Origin of the sequence: Thauera sp. SDU_THAU2 (assembly GCF_038260575.1) — a bacterium.
GTDB lineage: Bacteria > Pseudomonadota > Gammaproteobacteria > Burkholderiales > Rhodocyclaceae > Thauera.
Window position 1 is genome coordinate 3,288,233 of the sequence record NZ_JBBWUN010000003.1, and the last position, 15,461, is coordinate 3,303,693.

At 61.4% G+C, this 15,461-nt stretch carries 13 protein-coding genes, 1 tRNA gene and 1 pseudogene; 7 read left to right on the top strand and 8 right to left on the bottom strand.

The window, feature by feature from the left end:
• Window positions 1-20 precede the first annotated feature (20 nt).
• Window positions 21-347, bottom strand: coding sequence for a hypothetical protein (locus AAFL97_RS17115; protein ID WP_263462891.1), 327 nt, complete (start codon window positions 345-347; stop codon window positions 21-23).
• A gap of 215 nt (window positions 348-562) precedes the next feature.
• On the opposite strand from AAFL97_RS17115, the gene AAFL97_RS17120 reads away from it, so the two are divergent.
• Window positions 563-639: transfer RNA gene (locus AAFL97_RS17120), tRNA-Met, on the top strand.
• Window positions 640-737: 98 nt separating this feature from the next.
• A complete protein-coding gene (locus AAFL97_RS17125; protein WP_341645925.1) occupies window positions 738-2,546 on the top strand; it encodes a site-specific integrase in 1,809 nt (602 codons plus the stop codon).
• 291 nt (window positions 2,547-2,837) lie between these two features.
• On the opposite strand, the gene tnpC is transcribed toward AAFL97_RS17125, so the two are convergent.
• From tnpC to AAFL97_RS17140, 3 genes are all read right to left on the bottom strand, one after another.
• The gene (gene tnpC / locus AAFL97_RS17130; RefSeq protein ID WP_341645926.1) at window positions 2,838-4,352 is read right to left on the bottom strand and encodes an IS66 family transposase; all 1,515 of its coding nucleotides are present in this window, start codon (window positions 4,350-4,352) and stop codon (window positions 2,838-2,840) included.
• Between the two features lie 61 nt (window positions 4,353-4,413).
• Window positions 4,414-4,743 carry an IS66 family insertion sequence element accessory protein TnpB gene (tnpB, locus tag AAFL97_RS17135; protein ID WP_004255190.1) on the bottom strand — a complete coding sequence of 110 codons (330 nt, stop codon included), beginning with the start codon at window positions 4,741-4,743 and terminating at the stop codon, window positions 4,414-4,416.
• Entirely contained in the window at window positions 4,740-5,108 is a 369-nt protein-coding gene (locus tag AAFL97_RS17140) for a transposase (protein WP_038011092.1), read from the bottom strand. Before AAFL97_RS17140 ends, tnpB begins: the two co-directional genes overlap by 4 nt.
• Before the next feature lie 325 nt (window positions 5,109-5,433).
• Here AAFL97_RS17140 and AAFL97_RS17145 point away from each other — a divergent pair, with 325 nt between their 5' ends.
• The gene (locus tag AAFL97_RS17145; RefSeq protein WP_341645927.1) at window positions 5,434-5,916 is read left to right on the top strand and encodes an H-NS histone family protein; all 483 of its coding nucleotides are present in this window, start codon (window positions 5,434-5,436) and stop codon (window positions 5,914-5,916) included.
• Window positions 5,917-5,925: 9 nt separating this feature from the next.
• Entirely contained in the window at window positions 5,926-6,201 is a 276-nt protein-coding gene (locus AAFL97_RS17150; protein ID WP_341645928.1) for a helix-turn-helix domain-containing protein, read from the top strand.
• Here AAFL97_RS17150 and AAFL97_RS17155 read toward each other — a convergent pair.
• The 4 genes and pseudogenes from AAFL97_RS17155 to AAFL97_RS17170 form a co-directional block, all read right to left on the bottom strand.
• Window positions 6,198-6,581, bottom strand: a pseudogene (locus tag AAFL97_RS17155) (DDE-type integrase/transposase/recombinase); the annotation flags it as partial. The gene AAFL97_RS17150 and the pseudogene AAFL97_RS17155 sit on opposite strands and share 4 nt — an antisense overlap.
• A 20-nt stretch (window positions 6,582-6,601) precedes the next feature.
• A protein-coding gene (locus tag AAFL97_RS17160) for an IS3 family transposase (RefSeq protein WP_445954490.1) occupies window positions 6,602-7,764 on the bottom strand; the annotation gives its coding sequence in 2 pieces (ribosomal slippage) (window positions 6,602-7,506 and window positions 7,506-7,764; 1,164 coding nt in all).
• A 652-nt stretch (window positions 7,765-8,416) separates the two neighbouring features.
• On the bottom strand, window positions 8,417-8,881 hold the full coding sequence (locus AAFL97_RS17165) for a helix-turn-helix domain-containing protein (RefSeq protein WP_341645929.1): 465 nt from the start codon (window positions 8,879-8,881) through the stop codon (window positions 8,417-8,419).
• 435 nt (window positions 8,882-9,316) lie between these two features.
• On the bottom strand, window positions 9,317-10,453 hold the full coding sequence (locus tag AAFL97_RS17170) for a reverse transcriptase domain-containing protein (protein ID WP_341645930.1): 1,137 nt from the start codon (window positions 10,451-10,453) through the stop codon (window positions 9,317-9,319).
• Between the two features lie 665 nt (window positions 10,454-11,118).
• Here AAFL97_RS17170 and AAFL97_RS17175 point away from each other — a divergent pair.
• Genes AAFL97_RS17175 through AAFL97_RS17185 form a run of 3 tightly spaced genes read left to right on the top strand, consistent with a single transcriptional unit; the run spans window position 11,119 to window position 15,067 of the window.
• The gene (locus AAFL97_RS17175) at window positions 11,119-11,349 is read left to right on the top strand and encodes a helix-turn-helix domain-containing protein (protein ID WP_162078972.1); all 231 of its coding nucleotides are present in this window, start codon (window positions 11,119-11,121) and stop codon (window positions 11,347-11,349) included.
• Window positions 11,349-14,078, top strand: a complete 2,730-nt coding sequence (locus AAFL97_RS17180) for a DUF499 domain-containing protein (RefSeq protein ID WP_341645931.1) — start codon at window positions 11,349-11,351, stop codon at window positions 14,076-14,078. Before AAFL97_RS17175 ends, AAFL97_RS17180 begins: the two co-directional genes overlap by 1 nt.
• Window positions 14,078-15,067, top strand: coding sequence for a hypothetical protein (locus AAFL97_RS17185; RefSeq protein WP_341645932.1), 990 nt, complete (start codon window positions 14,078-14,080; stop codon window positions 15,065-15,067). Before AAFL97_RS17180 ends, AAFL97_RS17185 begins: the two co-directional genes overlap by 1 nt.
• Window positions 15,068-15,461: the final 394 nt, after the last annotated feature.

Consider the following 15,461-nt stretch of genomic DNA (forward strand, 5'->3'; position numbering starts at 1 on the left):
ACGGCGTCACTGCGATGACGCTAGCGCTTGGGGTCGGGAACGGCAGCCTCTTCGGGCGTGAGGATCCACACCCGATGCACCTGCCCATGCTTGTCGAACTTGACGCGTACCTTGTATTCGCCCCGGATGTGCGAAGGCAGCACGATGCGGTTGTAGGTGTTGCGGATCTGCGCGCCCGGGCTCAGCGCGGCCGGCTGGTCGTCGACCAGCACGGTGCCCGCGGAGGCGAAAGTCATCGTGGTCTTGCGGGCATCTTCCGGAAACGCCCGCGATGGCGCGGCGTGCGCCGCCGAACCGGGCGCCCCAGCCAGCGACAGCAGCAGAAGTGAAAAGGGAATCTTGCGCAAAACGTCAGCCGGTAATGACCGGCAGGCTACGTGAACAAGCTTGGGATTTTCACCCATGGAGAGCGCCATGTCAACGCAAAACCCTTTATAAATCAACCGCTACGCAGACGGGAAAGGTACGGCGGCACGACACGGACGCCGTCGCGGCCCACGATCGCGCAGACTACGCCTATTGACGCCCTCCCGCTCGACCCGCTATATTTGCGCGCTCTGTTGGTGATGTAGCTCAGACGGTTAGAGCGACGGATTCATAACCCGTAGGTCGGCGGTTCGATTCCGCCCATCACCACCAACCTCCTTTAAACTGTTGTTATGGCGAAAAAGTCCAATAACAGCAGCGATTCTAGGCTCAGAGGTGTGGCTCAAACTGTGGCTCAAACAGAGTCTAAGTTGCCCAAGTACACCGAACTGCGGGGCTCCGTCTACTGGTTCAAAAGGCGGGCCCCCAAGCCACTCTCCCCTCGCGACACCTTAGATTTAGACGGTCAACCTATCAGTATAGGTAAGAACGGCTACGTCAAATTTTCATTACGTACGTCGGACGCCCGGGAAGCTAGCAGGCTCGCGCGCAAGTATGCGCATCTGCTTGATGAGGCAGCCGAAGGCGCGGGCCACGCTCGCGAGGCGCCGCAAGCACACGCGCGCAGACCTCAGTCCAGCCGCACTCAGCCCACTCTCGTCGAAGCATCGGAGCTTACATCGGCCCAGATTCAGCGTGCCGCTGCGTCGATGTACGCGGACCTCCTAGCTGCTGATGAGCAAACGTACTTTGAAGGCCTAGCGGCCCTTGCCTCGGAAGACGCGTTTGCCTCGATGGACGATGAGCCCGAGATACGAGAACCCGACAGGTACCTGTGGTCTGCGAGCGACCTCCCTCCCGTTGGTCTGAGGGGACAGGCGCAGTTGCTCAAGCAGATCATGCCCACGCTCAACTTCTACCTGGCCCAAGTAGCGCACAAGGTCGTTGCTGGGCCGGCGCCTGAGCTGATTCCTTTTGCGGATGCGTTCCGCCGATTCGTCGATGCGATGGAGAAGCGGCGACAGGCGCAGCACGTGCCGACCCCTGAGTCAGAACAAGGCCGCGAACCCTTAACTCTTTCAGTACTGTACGAGAAGTTCAGGACCTACAAGACACAGACTGGCTCATGGAAGAACCCAGAAGTGCAAGACGCGCGCGAGTACGGCCCAGTAGTGCGCGAGTTCATCAAGGTCGTCGGCGACAAAGAGGCCCACAGACTCAACTTCAAAGACGGTGAGAAATATTTCGAGTACATGATGGGCCGGGAGGACATCTCGCTTGGCACCAAGAAGCGCAACTTCTCGCGCGTGAAGGCTTTGCTCAACTACGGCGGCAAGAAGCACTCGATTCCGAACATCACCGGCCCCTTGGAAATCAACGCCTCTTATAAGAAGACGCACAACTCTTACGAGCGGTTCACGGCCGACGACCTCAAGGCACTCTTCCACTCGGCAGCATATGAGAAGGGTACCTTCAAGAAAGCTTCGGAGTATTGGCTGCCCATCCTCGGGCTTTACACCGGCGCGCGAATCGATGAGCTGGCGAGCCTGCGGGTCGATCACGTCCGAGAGATTGACGGGGTCTGGTGCTACTTTGTCAGCAGCATCAAGGCAAACAAGGGTGGCAAGAACCAGTACGCCCCTCGATGGATTCCGCTTCATCCCCAAGTTCTGAAGGCCGGCTTCCTGGAGCACTGGAAAACGGTCGCTAACGAAGGTCACGAGCGCATCTTTCCGGAGCTTGGAGAGGCGCAGCGAGACGGGCCCGCGAAGCGAGCCACCACGGACTTCGTCAACTATCGTCGGAGCGTTGGGGTCGGCACCACAGACGGCCGCAGCACGAAAGTATTCCACTCGTTCCGAAGCACCCTCGTGTCTGAACTCATTCGTCGAAAGACTGACGACTACACGCGCATCCAGCTGCTGGGGCATACAGTTGGCGACGGCGACAGCAAGTTCAAGGGCGTCCACTTCGACGTCTATGACCAATCGGAATTCGATGCGAAGAAGTCTCTGAAGGTACTGGCGAAAGCGGACTTCGGACTGACGCACCCCAAGTTTGTCGATACCACGGCTATGGAGACTGCGCGCCTGCGCCGCCAGCAAAAGACGACCCAGCAGTCGATGCGAGACGCGACGCCGCAGCATCGGAAACCCTCCCGCGGCCGTGCCGCCACCTAAGCCCCCCATCCAGCGAGCGGCGCCAAGGAGCCGGGCGTCGAAGCTGAGCCGACGCCGCATCCCACTTTGTCTGCCAAACGCGAGACTAGACTCATCTGCAGCGCGATACATGACAGGCCGACGCATCGAGACCGGCTCAGCTGCTGACTACGGTGGTCCTGCAGCACGCCAAACCCTTCTCGAGGAACTCTCGAAAATACAATACCCAATCAAGTTCCTGGCTGCCCCAGACGTAACCCCGGATGAGCTCAAGCAGCGTAAGCGCCCGGCAAACCCGTCTTGCCGTTTCGCTCAGGCGCAGTCGCTCGGCTGCCAACGATGCGGCAGCAACTCCCCGATCTTGCTGTAGGGCTGGGTCGGCAGTCTTTCGAGCACATCCTTCAGATACGCGAAGGGCTCATGGCCGTTGAGCCGCGCGGACTGAATCAGGCTCATGACCGCAGCGGCACGCTGGCCCGCCCGCAGGCTACCCGCGAACAGCCAGTTCTTGCGCCCGAGCGCAATCGGCCGGATCTGGTTCTCGATCCAGTTGTTGTCGATGGGCACGCGACCATCACCCACGTAGTGCGTGAGCGCGGCCCAGCGCTTGAGGCTGTAATCGATAGCGCGGGCAATGCCCGAGCCGTTGGGAACCTGGGTGCGCCGCTGCAAGAGCCACGCATGCAGACGCTCAAGGATGGGGCGGGCCTTCGCTTGTCGTAAGCGCTGCCGGGCATCGATGTCGAGTTCAGCCGATTCGCGTTCGACGCCGTAGAGTTGGCCAATGACCTCGAGTGCCTCGCTGGCGATCTGGCTCTGGCCCTGGGCAGCGAGATCGAAGAACTTGCGCCGCGCGTGCGCCATGCAGCCGGCTTCGGTTACGCCCTGCGCGATCAGCGTCTTGTAGCCGGCGTAGTCATCGCAGATCAGCGTGCCGCGCCACTCGCCCAGAAACGCCTGGGCATGACGGCCCGCGCGGCTGTCGGCGAAGTCGTAGACCACCGCCTTGATCGGATCGAACGCGCCGACGCTGTAGGACCACAGGTAGGCGCGGTGCGTCTTGCCCGCACCCGGATCGAGCATCGCCACCGGGGTCTCGTCCGCGTGCAGCACGGGGTGCGCCAGCAGGTCGGCCTTGAGCGCATCGACCAGCGGCTGCAGGTGCACGCCGCTCTGGCCCACCCACTGAGCCAGCGTCGATTGCGGGATCGCCAGCCCCGCTCGGCCGAAGATGCCTTCCTGCCGGTAGAGCGGCAGATGGTCCTGATACTTGGCCACCAGCACTTGGGCGAGCAAGCCGGCGGTCGGGATGCCCTTGTCGATGATGTGCGCCGGCACCGGCGCCTGCACGAGGGTTTCGCACGCCGCGCACGCCCACTTGCCCCGGATGTGGCGCTCGACGGTGAAGCGGCCCGGGGTGTAGTCGAGCTTCTCGGCGACGTCCTCGCCGATGCGGCGCATCGGGCAGCCGCAGGCGCAGGTGGTCGAGTCGGGCTCGTGACGGATCTCGGTGCGCGGCAGCTCGGGCGGCAGCGGCTTGCGTCGGGCCTGGCCCTTGGGCGTCGACGTGCCGACACTGGGCTGGAGTTGCTCGAGCTCTTCGCTCATCGCCGCAAGATCGGCCTCGGCGGTCTCCTCGAAGAGTTGCACCTGCTCGCTAGACAGACGCTCGGCCTTCACGCCGAAGCGATGACGCTTGTGCAGCGCCAGCTCATGCGTGAGCCGCTCGATCTTGGTCTGGCGCCACACGAGTTCGCGCTCCTGCTCGATGAGCAGGCGACGCAAGGCGTCGGCATCCAGTTGATCGAGGTCGGCGGGCAGCGGCATGGATCGATCATGTCCGATGCACGCCTCCGCCGCCATCGGGGCATCCGCCGATAGCGCGGACTCAGAGTGTCCGGATCACACCGCCATCGCCCAGCCGTTGCCACGGCAGCCCGAGCACCAGCGCATCGAACTGCGTCCGGGTGAGTGCGACACCGCCCTGGCCCTCGGTCCAGTGAAAGCGGCCCTGGTTCAGGCGCCGGCACGCCAGCCACACCCCGAAACCGTCATGGACCAGCACCTTCAAGCGCGTGCCGCGCCGGTTGCTGAAGAGGTAGGCGTGATGCGGCTGGGCTTCGCCGAACACGCGCACCACCTGCGCGAGCAACGTGTCCATGCCTGCACGCATGTCCAAAGGCGCCGCCGACAGCCACAGCGCCTCGATGCGGATCATGCCAGCCACTCGCGCAACCACGCGCCACAGGCATCGGCCGCCTGGATCGGCCACTCGAGCTTGACGCGGGCGTTGCCACGCTGCGCTTCAAGACGGATCACCGGCGCCTCGGCTGCGGATGCAACCCGCACCGGCACAAAGCCTGGCTCAGACAGCGTCGTGAGCTCAGCGCCGAGCGGCTTGCGCCGGCTCGGCGGCGCGATCCCGCGCTCGCGCATCCAGCGATGGACCTGGTTGGCGTTCAGGCCGTTGGCCAGAGCCACGCCCGCCACCGAGACGCCAGGCTCACGGCAAGCCGAGATCACCGATTGTTTGAAGGCTTCGCTGTGCGTGCGCCGAGTCCGGCGCGGGATGACGACATCCATAGTGCCCACCATCAGAACTAGTGGACATGATCTTCAATGGGCTAGGCGGATGGGGGAAGGTGGGTTCGCCGGGTGCTTACCAAGCAGCAAGATGCGATCAGGCTTCATTCAGTGCGAGCCAAGAAGGGACTGCTCGCAACCAAGGCTAGTTGAGGCGCTCGATACATCAACGACACACCGTGACCAGCAACGCCCGCAGCATCTCTTTCGCATCAACTTTCAGTATCCAGGTTAGCGATCACCGGGGCACTGGACGTCAATTACCTTCGCCACGACTGCCGTGGCATCATCGCTCGGAACCACTTCCTCGCAACTGGAACACCCAATGGCTGACTTTACCCAATACAACCTGTCGCAACTGAAGCAGCTGAAGGCGCGCGTCGCGAAAGAAATAGACAAACGCGAGAGCGAGAAAAAGACGGTTCTACTCAAGCAGCTGCGAAAACTTGCGCGAGAAGAGGGCATCGAGCTGGAGGAGCTGCTCGACATGGCAGCAAAGCCGACAGCGCCATCCAAAGGCGCGAAGACCACAAAGCAATCGCCGAGCTTTGCGCCGCAGAGAGCCGCTCTTCCCATCAAGTACCGTAATCCAAACAACCTTTCTCAGGGCTGGTCAGGCCGCGGCCGCAAACCCGGTTGGTTTGAGGCATGGGTCAACAATGGTGGCAGCCTTGATGCCCTAGAGAACGCGGCACAAAGCAGAGCGCGCAAGAAACCCGTCGCAGCGCCCAGTTCTGCAGCAGCGCCTGCTACCGACAAGACTGAAGCCTCCACAGCTTCGCCCGCGGATACACTTACTGTTGAGTGAGGTGAGCGAATGACCGAAACCACGACAACCGTAAGCGCGCGCAAAAAGCAGCCCGCCCTCCTCTTCAAAGCAGGCGCAGACGTCCAAGCGCATCGCAAGAAGCTCGGACTGAACCAATCTGAGTTTTGGAGCCGTATCAACGTAACGCAGTCAGGCGGGTCGCGCTATGAATCAGGGCGGAACATCCCAAAGCCTGTGCAGTTGCTTCTCCACCTGGCATACGGAACAGAGAAAGAGTCGCACAAATTGCTGACCTGGCTGCGTGAATCGCCCCGGGTTTCCTAGACGGTCCCGTTCTTCAAAAAATACTGCCGCTCGAACTCTACCGGCGAGAGCTGGTTGGTGAAACCGTGGCGTCGCCGTGGGTTGTAGAAGAGCTCGATGTAATCGAACACATCGGAGCGAGCCTGCGCCCGATCCGTGTAGATCTTTCGCTTGATCCGCTCGCGCTTGAGCAGTTGGAAGAAGCTTTCCGCTACCGCGTTGTCGTGGCAGTTGCCACGCCGGCTCATGCTCGGCACCAGTCGGTGCGACTTCAGGAAGTCTTGCCAGTCGTGGCTGCTGAACTGGCTACCCTGATCTGAATGCACCAGCACCTCCTCAGTCGGTTTGCGCCGCCACACCGCCATCAGCAAGGCGTTCAACGCCAGTTCCTTGGTCATCCGCTTGAATCGCCCCGGGTTTCCTAGACGGTCCCGTTCTTCAAAAAATACTGCCGCTCGAACTCTACCGGCGAGAGCTGGTTGGTGAAACCGTGGCGTCGCCGTGGGTTGTAGAAGAGCTCGATGTAATCGAACACATCGGAGCGAGCCTGCGCCCGATCCGTGTAGATCTTTCGCTTGATCCGCTCGCGCTTGAGCAGTTGGAAGAAGCTTTCCGCTACCGCGTTGTCGTGGCAGTTGCCACGCCGGCTCATGCTCGGCACCAGTCGGTGCGACTTCAGGAAGTCTTGCCAGTCGTGGCTGCTGAACTGGCTACCCTGATCTGAATGCACCAGCACCTCCTCAGTCGGTTTGCGCCGCCACACCGCCATCAGCAAGGCGTTCAACGCCAGTTCCTTGGTCATCCGCTCGCCCATCGACCAACCTACAACCTGACGGGAGAACAGATCGAGCACCGCACACAGGTACAGCCACCCCTCGTGGGTTCGGATGTAAGTGATGTCGGTCACCCAGCTCTTGTTCGGCGCTGTCGGGGCAAACTGGCGCTCGAGCAGATTTGGCGCAACCACCGCCGGCCGCCCACCGTAGCGACCGGGGCGGCGTCCATAGCCGGTGTGCGAGCGCAGGCCCGCCAAGCGCATCAGCCGCGCCACGCGATGCTTGCCACACGCTTCGCCCAAGTCGTGCAGATCGTTACGGATCTTGCGATAGCCATAGATACGCCCGCTGGCCTCCCAGCATTGCGTAATCAGCGCTCCGATGCGCTGGTCATTAGCCGAGCGCTCGGAAACGGGTTGCTGCTTCCACGCGTAGTAACCGCTCGGATGGACCGCCAGCGTCGAACACAGCCGACGCACCGGATACTGCACCACGTGGGCGTCGATGAAGGCGTACCTCACCCGGACTGCTTGGCAAAGTACGCGGCGGCCTTTTTTAGGATGTCGCGCTCCTCGGTCACGCGCCGCAACTCCGCCTTCAGGCGCCGGATCTCGTCCGCCTGGCTGTCGCGCTCGGCACGCTGCTCCGCCGGAACGCCGTAACGCTTGATCCAGGTGTAGAGACTGTGGGCGCTGACGCCAAGCCGCACGGCCACCTCAGCGACCGGATGTCCCCGGTCGGTCACCTGCTTGACCGCTTCGATCTTGAACTCTTCGGTGAAGCGCTGCTGCGCCTTCTTCGTTTCCATCGACACCTCCGTAACGCCTCATTGTGAGGCAAAAGGGTGTCTAGGAAACCCGGGGCGATTCAGAGATCCCCGCAACCCCTGCAGTACTGGGCAGCAAGATTATTCAACGGGACGACCTCCGCGTTTTCGTTGACGCTGACACAAAACGTGTGACCTTCCTAATAAAGAGGCCCAACCGTAAGGAAGTTCGGCAAACTACACTCGACGCAGATCGTGAGGAACGAATGCGTATTGCAATGAGTTAAAACACAATTAAGACGCCCTCTAGGTAAAAAATCAGCCGACGGCGCTGATCTGAATACCCTCTGAGCGCTCGATACAAGAAGGCTCGCAATAAAGCGAGATTTCTTTAGAGATCATTCAAACGCAACTCAGCCGAACGCCAGCGCTCGCACCCTTAACGCACAACACTAGAACATCGGAACTCAGCGAGGCACTTCGCAACAAAGTTCCGGTGTTCCGGTGTTCCGGTGTTCCGGTGTTCCGGTGTTCCGGTGTTCCGGTGTTCCGGTGTTCCGGTGTTCCGGTGTTCCGGTGTTCCGGTGTTCCGGTGTTCCGGTGTCTCTGATCAACGCAAACCCCTCTCCCCATCAGAGAAGGGAGGAGAGGGGCGAGAGAAGATTTTGCCTCTTGACATCAAAGACCAGGCAACTCAGAACTTACGCTCCGAATAATGCCATTTTTCCGCGACGGGTATAAGTTTGGCGTTCGTTGCTGTCTGATAAAGCGACAACACGAGACGCTGAAGCTCAACTGGAGCGCGCTGCAGCATCTGATAATCTACTCGCGCTTCGACAGCGAATGACGAATCAGATACAAAGCGCAACGCGCGCGAGAACAGACGATCAGATTCAGCATCCGAGACCAGAAAATCATCTGCTTTGAACCTACCCGCGAGAACAAAGCAAGTTATCGGCGGCAATCGAAGATAATCTGCGATACGCCTGATGAGCTGATCACTCACTGAAGAGAAGCTCCTGTCGCCAGCCAGCAATTGTGAAAAGTATGCAGGACTGATCGCAAAAATCTCAGCAACGTCTTTCACTTTTTGATCCTGCTGATACATTCTTTCTCTCAGACGGCTCGCCAATACCCGCCCACTATCTAGCTCAATCATTTAGCGTCCTCGTAACTTTTATTCACAGTTACGTATAGCTAAAACACCCACCCTCACCTCAGATTAGCCATCAGCAAAAAACCTTTGCTGATGGCTAATTTTTTGGAGAGCCTCACAAAAAGATTTAACCTAACGATTCGTTTGAACAGTACGATGACCTACCAAATGGATCACTGCTTATCGAAGGCTACTTTTTGGCGACGGCCGATCAGTCCGTTGGCACGGTCAGTCGCCGCACTGGGACCGTACGATGGCGACTGGCACAGCAACTTAATGCGTTCCGTGCATTTATCTCTTGAGTCGGCGAGCTCGCAAAAAACAAGAGAGCTTCTGCTGCAGCTCCTCGCACATCTACAGTCTTCAGATGAGTGCGCTCATGCTCTGACACGGAAGATCTTCATACCACCGAGACTCACGGCGCCAGAGATCGCGCAGTCAATTGCCGATCAACTTCCCTGCGAATCGATTGAGGCGCAAATCTACAATGACCATCTTGACATTAGCGGCACGCTCCGCGGGACGCGAGAAGATGCCATCTATATCTTCGAGGCAGCTATCGACCGAGGGCTGACCGCAGCAAAGAGACGAGCAATCAGCGAAATCTGAGTTGCCGCAGGATGTGACCGCCTCAGTTTTAAAGCCGACACCCGAGCGACGTGTGAGTTGCCGGATGCGTTGCTTGAAGGTCTTGAGCGCCTTGTCGGCCACCCTGCACTTGACCTGTCCGCCTCGGCCGCACAAGAAGGCATAGCCCAGAAAGTTGCGGCGCGAGGCCGGCGCGACGGCCGTCTTGGCGTCGTTCGCCTTCAGGCGGAGTCGCCCGTAGAGCTTGGTCAGGCACGCCAACACCAGTTCGCCTGCACGGGGACTGCGCACATATACATTGCAGTCGTCGGCATAGCGCACGAAGCGGTACCCTCTTCGCTCCAGTTCCCGATCCACCTCGTCGAGCAGCACATTGGCCAAGAGCGGCGACAGCGGCCCGCCTTGCGGCGTCCCCTTGTATCGCGCCATGACCACCTCGCCATCCATGATCCCGGCCACGAGGTAACGACGGATCAGCCGCAGCACGGCCTTGTCGTCGATTCGACTTGGCAGGCGTTCCATCAGGATGTCGTGATTGACCCGGTCGAAGAACTTCTCCAGATCCACATCGACCACCACCCGGTAGCCGTCCTGCACGTAGCGCTGTGCATCGAGCACCGCGTCGTGCGCACGCCGCCATCGGGCTTCGGGATCTGGCCCCGGCGCACCGGCAGGGGCCGGTAGTTGCCATCCTGCAAAGATTCCCGAATCCGGGGCCAGTGCGTTCTCAGGTAGTCCGCCGTCTCGGCAATCGACAACCCATCCACCCCAGCACTGCCGCGATTTGGATTTGACGCGTTTCCACGCCGCCTCCATGTTCGCTCTCGCGAGCGCCTGCGCAAGCAGGCCGTCCCGCCATGGGCTTCCGGCTTCATCCCGCGCCGTCCGTGCTTCATCACGCACCACTTCAGGATCGGCTTCACCTCGCCCTCCCGCGTTGCGCCCCGGACTCCCGGGTTTCTGATGCACTGCACGTCCGAGCGACACGGCCTTCGGCCCTCCTACTCGTTCGGCCCTTCGCCCAAAACCAACGGCTACTATGGCCTCTGCTGACTTCTCGTTCCGGCTCAGCGCCGTCGCCCTTTCAGGCACAAGGCGAGATCTCCCCAGGTAAGGACGCACTCCTTCGCTGCACAACCGCCGGATTTACGCCGCTTCGCCTTGATCACGAGAGCTTCGCGGCTTCTTGCCCGCTCGCACTGCTCTGCAGCGCCTCCTATCCAGTTCTTGTCCATCGGCTCGCAGCTTACGTTCCACGCTTCCCTCCCACGCTCGGTCGCCCTCACGCAGTTGCGCTTCACTTCGTTCGCTGTGATCAACTTACGGCGGGACTTGCACCCGCAGGAATGCGCCCATGCTGGGCGCACACGTGAAAAAGGCCAGACATTGCTCTCTGGCCTTTGGAAGATGGTGGCGGAACACGGAACCGAACCAGCGTCCGTAATCCGAACCGGATAGTAACGCCTTGGCCTTGAGGGCGTGGATTCGACGAATTGGCCATATCAAGATGGCCGCGACCGCGTGACTGATCCTCACGCACCTCCCCCAGGACTCTCTACCGTGAGCGCAGCTCTGGCTGGCCGGCGTCGCGGTTCTATGGGAGAATCTGCAAGACTTGGCAATCGAAATTCAACGTCTGCATAGGAACGGCAATGGCAGAGCCTGATGGCGACATCCTGACTTTGGACGAGGTCGCGGCCTACCTGAAGGCGGGCAAGCGCACGATCTATCGGCTCGCAGCAAGCGGGGAGATCCCTGCTTTCAAGCTCGGCGGAACTTGGCGGTTCTCGCGCAGCGACATCGAGAGCTGGATCAAGGAGCAATCGGCGGGCAGTCCCGAACGCGCCGCGAGCAAGGCATCGAACAAGGGGGATCGGAAGTAATGCTTGGACTGACGCTACGAGAAGAATTCCGGGGCAAGCGCCTCAAGGGCACAGCCATCGAGCTGTCCAACGACCAGAACACAGGCGCGACCCAGATCGCGGCACAGCAGTTCCTGGAGATCACTTATCCCACACACGACCTGCTGAAAGGCATCGAGGCCGTCGGCCCCAGCCAGGGACGCCCCGTGGTCGTGATCGGCGAACGCGGCCTCGGTAAGTCGCACTTGATGGCCGCGCTGTACCACGCAGTCACCGACCCAATCTCGACAGGCTCGTGGCTCAATGCCTGGGCAACCACGTTGGCCGACGCCAGCATCGGCAAGATCGCCCTGCGAGACGGGATGCACGTCATCGGCGAAAGCCTGCATCGCCACCGCTACAAGTTCCTGTGGGACGTTCTGTTCGAGAACCATCCCCACGGCACCTTCATCAAGGGCAAGTGGGACGGCCAGGGCGCGTCCAAGACCGAAATCCCGTCTGACAAGCTCATCATCGAGTTGCTGGAGAACAAGCCGACGATGCTGCTGCTGGACGAGTTCCAGACGTGGTACGACGGCCTCACCAACACCAAGCAGTACCCGTGGAAGAACTGGGCGTTCAACTTCATCCAGATTCTTTCGGAGATCGCCAAGGAGCGCCCCGACCTGCTGGTGCTGGTGATCTCGGTGCGCAACGGCGGCAGCGACGCCTACCAGCAGGTGCATCGCGTCAACCCAATCGCCATCGACTTCAAGGCGGGCGGCAGCGCCGAGCGCATCCAACTGGATCGCCGCCGGATGCTGTTGCACCGCCTGTTCGACAACCGCCTGCAGATTGCCAGCGGCACCATCGAATCGCTGGTCGCGCAGCACGTCGCCGAATCCTTCCGCTTGCTCGACGTGCCGTCCGCCGAGCAGGAACGCAAGCGCCGGGAGTTCATCGAATCGTGGCCCTACGCGCCGCACCTGCTGCGCCTGCTCGAAGAACAGGTGCTCATCGCCACCGACGCGCAGGAAACGCGCGACCTGATCCGCATTCTCGCCAACCTCTACAAGAGCCGTGGCGAGGCCGTGCCCGTGCTCACCGCCGCCGACTTCCGGCTGGACGACGACACCTCGGGCATCGGCGCGTTGCTCGAAGCCGTCGCCAACCAGCACCATCGCACTCTGCGCGAGAAGGCGCAGCAGAACATCATCTCGGTGCAGGAGGCGCGGCACGACCACGCCAGCGTCGCGCCGCACCTGCAGGAAATCATCGGCGCACTGTGGCTGCGCTCGATTGCCGTGGGCAACCTCGCCGGAGCCGATCCCGCCACGCTGCAACTGGACATCACCCGTGGCAAGCCGGTGGACGACAACGCCTTCCAGGTCGAGCTGGCAACCATCGTCGAGAACAGCTTCAACATCCATCAGGACGGCACCAAACTGCTGTTCCGCGAGGAAGAGAACCCGCGCGCCAAGCTCATGGCCTACGCGCGCAACGACAAGCTGTTCGCCGACGGCGCGGATCAGGCGCAGCTCGCCAAGCAGGTGCGCTACGTCATCGGCGGCAGCGACGAGGTCGCCAAGACCTTCCGCGTGATCGCCCTGCCCAAGTCGTGGGTCAACGATCCGTGGACGGCGCTTGATGAAGCCGAGCAGCCCGACAAATGGGATGATCGTCTGCCCATCCTCGTACTGCCCGAGGAAGCCGACAAGCTCGACGCCACGCTGGGCCGCTGGCTCAAAGACCAGTTGCAGAAGCGCCGCAACACCGTGCGCTTCCTACTGCCGCGCGCGGGCAGCACCAATGCATTCATGGATCGTGACTTGCTCATCCTCGCCCGCGCGGAGATGAAGGCGCAGGAGTGGGGCAGCCAGAACCCCGAATACAAGAAACTGCACAAGGAGTTCGAGAACACCCTGCGCGACAACCTGAAGAAGCGCTTTGACCGCTTCGCCGTGCTTCAACGTTGGAACTTCGCCGATCCGGCGCAATGCAAGTTCAGTGTTGAACGTCTCGACAAGCAGGGCTCGCAGATTCCCGAGGCCATCGAGGAGGCGTTGATCGGCGACCTGTTCGTGCCAGAAGACTTTGAGGATCTGGTGCTCGAATACGCCAGCAACAACGAATCGGTCGGCAAGCTGCTGCGCGAGCTGCAAGAGCCGCGCCCTGCTGGGCAGGACTGCATTCCCTGGCTGAGCGAAACGGCCATGAAGGAACGCCTCCTGCGTCTGTGCGCCAAGGGCAAGGTCGCCATCAACGTGCGTGGTATGGAGTACCTGCAAACGAATCCGGGCGAGGACGAAGACACCGCTTGGAAGCGTCTGCGCCCCAAGCTGTCGCTCACGGGCCGCCATCTCGACGACGTGTTCGTGATGCTGCCCTCGGCAGTGCCCGCAACAGGAGGTTCCACACCGCCCGCGCCGCCGCCAAGCGGTGTCCCGCCAGTTGGTGGCGCGGCCCCTACGCCGGGCGTGGCTGGGCCAGCCCCGGGCGGTTCGCCCGCACCCACGCCATCCCCCACGCCGGGCGGCATCTTCGGCGGCGACGGCGGCACCACCAAGCCGCGCACGCCTCTGTCGAACCCCGCCACGTCGCCGCTCAACCTGATCGGCAAGATCGAAGGCTGGGGAATTGGCCCGGCCACCAAGGTCGCGGAGGTGTCCATCAAGGTGTCCGCCGCCACCGGCGCGCAGCTCAAGGAACTGCTCAAGAAGCTGCCCGAAGGGATGACCTTCGAGCTGAATCTTGAAAAGGAGGACGATTGATGGCACTGACCGCCAGCGCCTTGCAGGCCCTGACCCAAGGCTCCGACGCCGATGCTTGGCGCGTCATCGTCGATCAGGCTATTGAGATCGCCAAAAAGCCGCTGGCCGCAGGCAATGCGCCCAGCGAGGTCGTCCGGCGCGACCGCGAAATCGGCGCACTTGATCTGTTTCTCTCCTCCAGCGGCTGGGACTTGTGGCCAGCCTTCGGCGACAGCGTCGAACGCACCTCGGATCGCCTGACGCGCTGGTGGGCCGAACCCTTCAGCGCCAAGGCGGTGCTGATCCTCGACGGCCTTTCCCTGCGCGAGCTACCGTGGCTGTTGAAGGGGGCGAAGGAACGCGGCTTCACCACGCACGAGGTCGCTGCCTGCGCCTCCGAGCTGCCCGGCGAAACCGATGAGTTTGCCCGCGCGCTCGGCTTCGCCAGCCGCAGCAAGCTGCAGAACAACGGCGGCGGTCTTGCGCACAAGCTGCAAGCCGCCAGCACCGAAACCGTGGACTTGCCGTGGAAGGACTGCGAAGCGCTGATCAACAGCGCGCCGAACCAGATCTTCTGGCACCACTGGCCCGACGCCAAGCTCCACGACGGCTCCGGCGCAGGCCAGGGGCTGGAGCCGCTGACCAAGGACGTGGCCGAGCAGTTGTCCAGCGATGACTTCTGGGCCTTCGTCGAGCGCCTCGCAACCGGGCGGCGGCTGGTCATCACCTCCGATCACGGCTACGCGGCCACCGGCTACTTCCCCGATGCCGATGGCGAGGTCGGCCAGTTTCTCAAGCAGACGTTTGGAAGCTCGCGCAGCAAGGCGGGAACCGGAGACACCGGCCCCTTCGTGCCGCCCGTGGCATTGCAGATCAACAGCTCCCACGGCGCGCACCTGTTGGCCCTGGGCCGCAGGAAATGGCGCAGCCAGGGCGGCTACCCGACGCTGACGCATGGCGGACTTTCGTTGTTGGAAGTGTTGTCGCCCTTCGTCGAGCTAACTAAGTAAGGATTGCGCCTGATGGCCACGAAAAAAGAACTGCTACAACAAGAAATCGCCAAAGCTGTCGGCGCTGGCAAGGTCGTCGCACTGGAAACGGTTGACTTCAATGATCCGAACCGTCCAAAGACTTGCCTCGAAGTTGATTTCCCGCTTCTGCCAATCAATAGCATCGCAAAGATGGAAGCACATGCTGGTGTGACAACCAAGCCCATCTATCAGATGTCGAAGTACTGGGCCAGAAGGCCGTCATCTGTGTTTCGATCCTTGCTGCTAGCGGCGGCAACCAAAGCGCCGGACGATCCGTCGCACGCGGCCAAACTGGTCTGGGACAACTACTACGCCAATCATCAGAAGAAGGGTGCGTTCAAGCACCTGAAGGTGGCGGACATCTTCATGGGCG

Bases quoted from the DNA above. Each gene is read 5' to 3' on its own strand.
- tnpC (WP_341645926.1), bottom strand. From the start codon at position 4,352: ATGCCGCTGCCCGCCGACCTCGATCAACTGGATGCCGACGCCTTGCGT.
- tnpB (WP_004255190.1), bottom strand. From the start codon at position 4,743: ATGATCCGCATCGAGGCGCTGTGGCTGTCGGCGGCGCCTTTGGACATG.
- AAFL97_RS17140 (WP_038011092.1), bottom strand. From the start codon at position 5,108: ATGGATGTCGTCATCCCGCGCCGGACTCGGCGCACGCACAGCGAAGCC.
- AAFL97_RS17145 (WP_341645927.1), top strand. From the start codon at position 5,434: ATGGCTGACTTTACCCAATACAACCTGTCGCAACTGAAGCAGCTGAAG.
- AAFL97_RS17150 (WP_341645928.1), top strand. From the start codon at position 5,926: ATGACCGAAACCACGACAACCGTAAGCGCGCGCAAAAAGCAGCCCGCC.
- AAFL97_RS17165 (WP_341645929.1), bottom strand. From the start codon at position 8,881: ATGATTGAGCTAGATAGTGGGCGGGTATTGGCGAGCCGTCTGAGAGAA.
- AAFL97_RS17175 (WP_162078972.1), top strand. From the start codon at position 11,119: ATGGCAGAGCCTGATGGCGACATCCTGACTTTGGACGAGGTCGCGGCC.
- AAFL97_RS17180 (WP_341645931.1), top strand. From the start codon at position 11,349: ATGCTTGGACTGACGCTACGAGAAGAATTCCGGGGCAAGCGCCTCAAG.
- AAFL97_RS17185 (WP_341645932.1), top strand. From the start codon at position 14,078: ATGGCACTGACCGCCAGCGCCTTGCAGGCCCTGACCCAAGGCTCCGAC.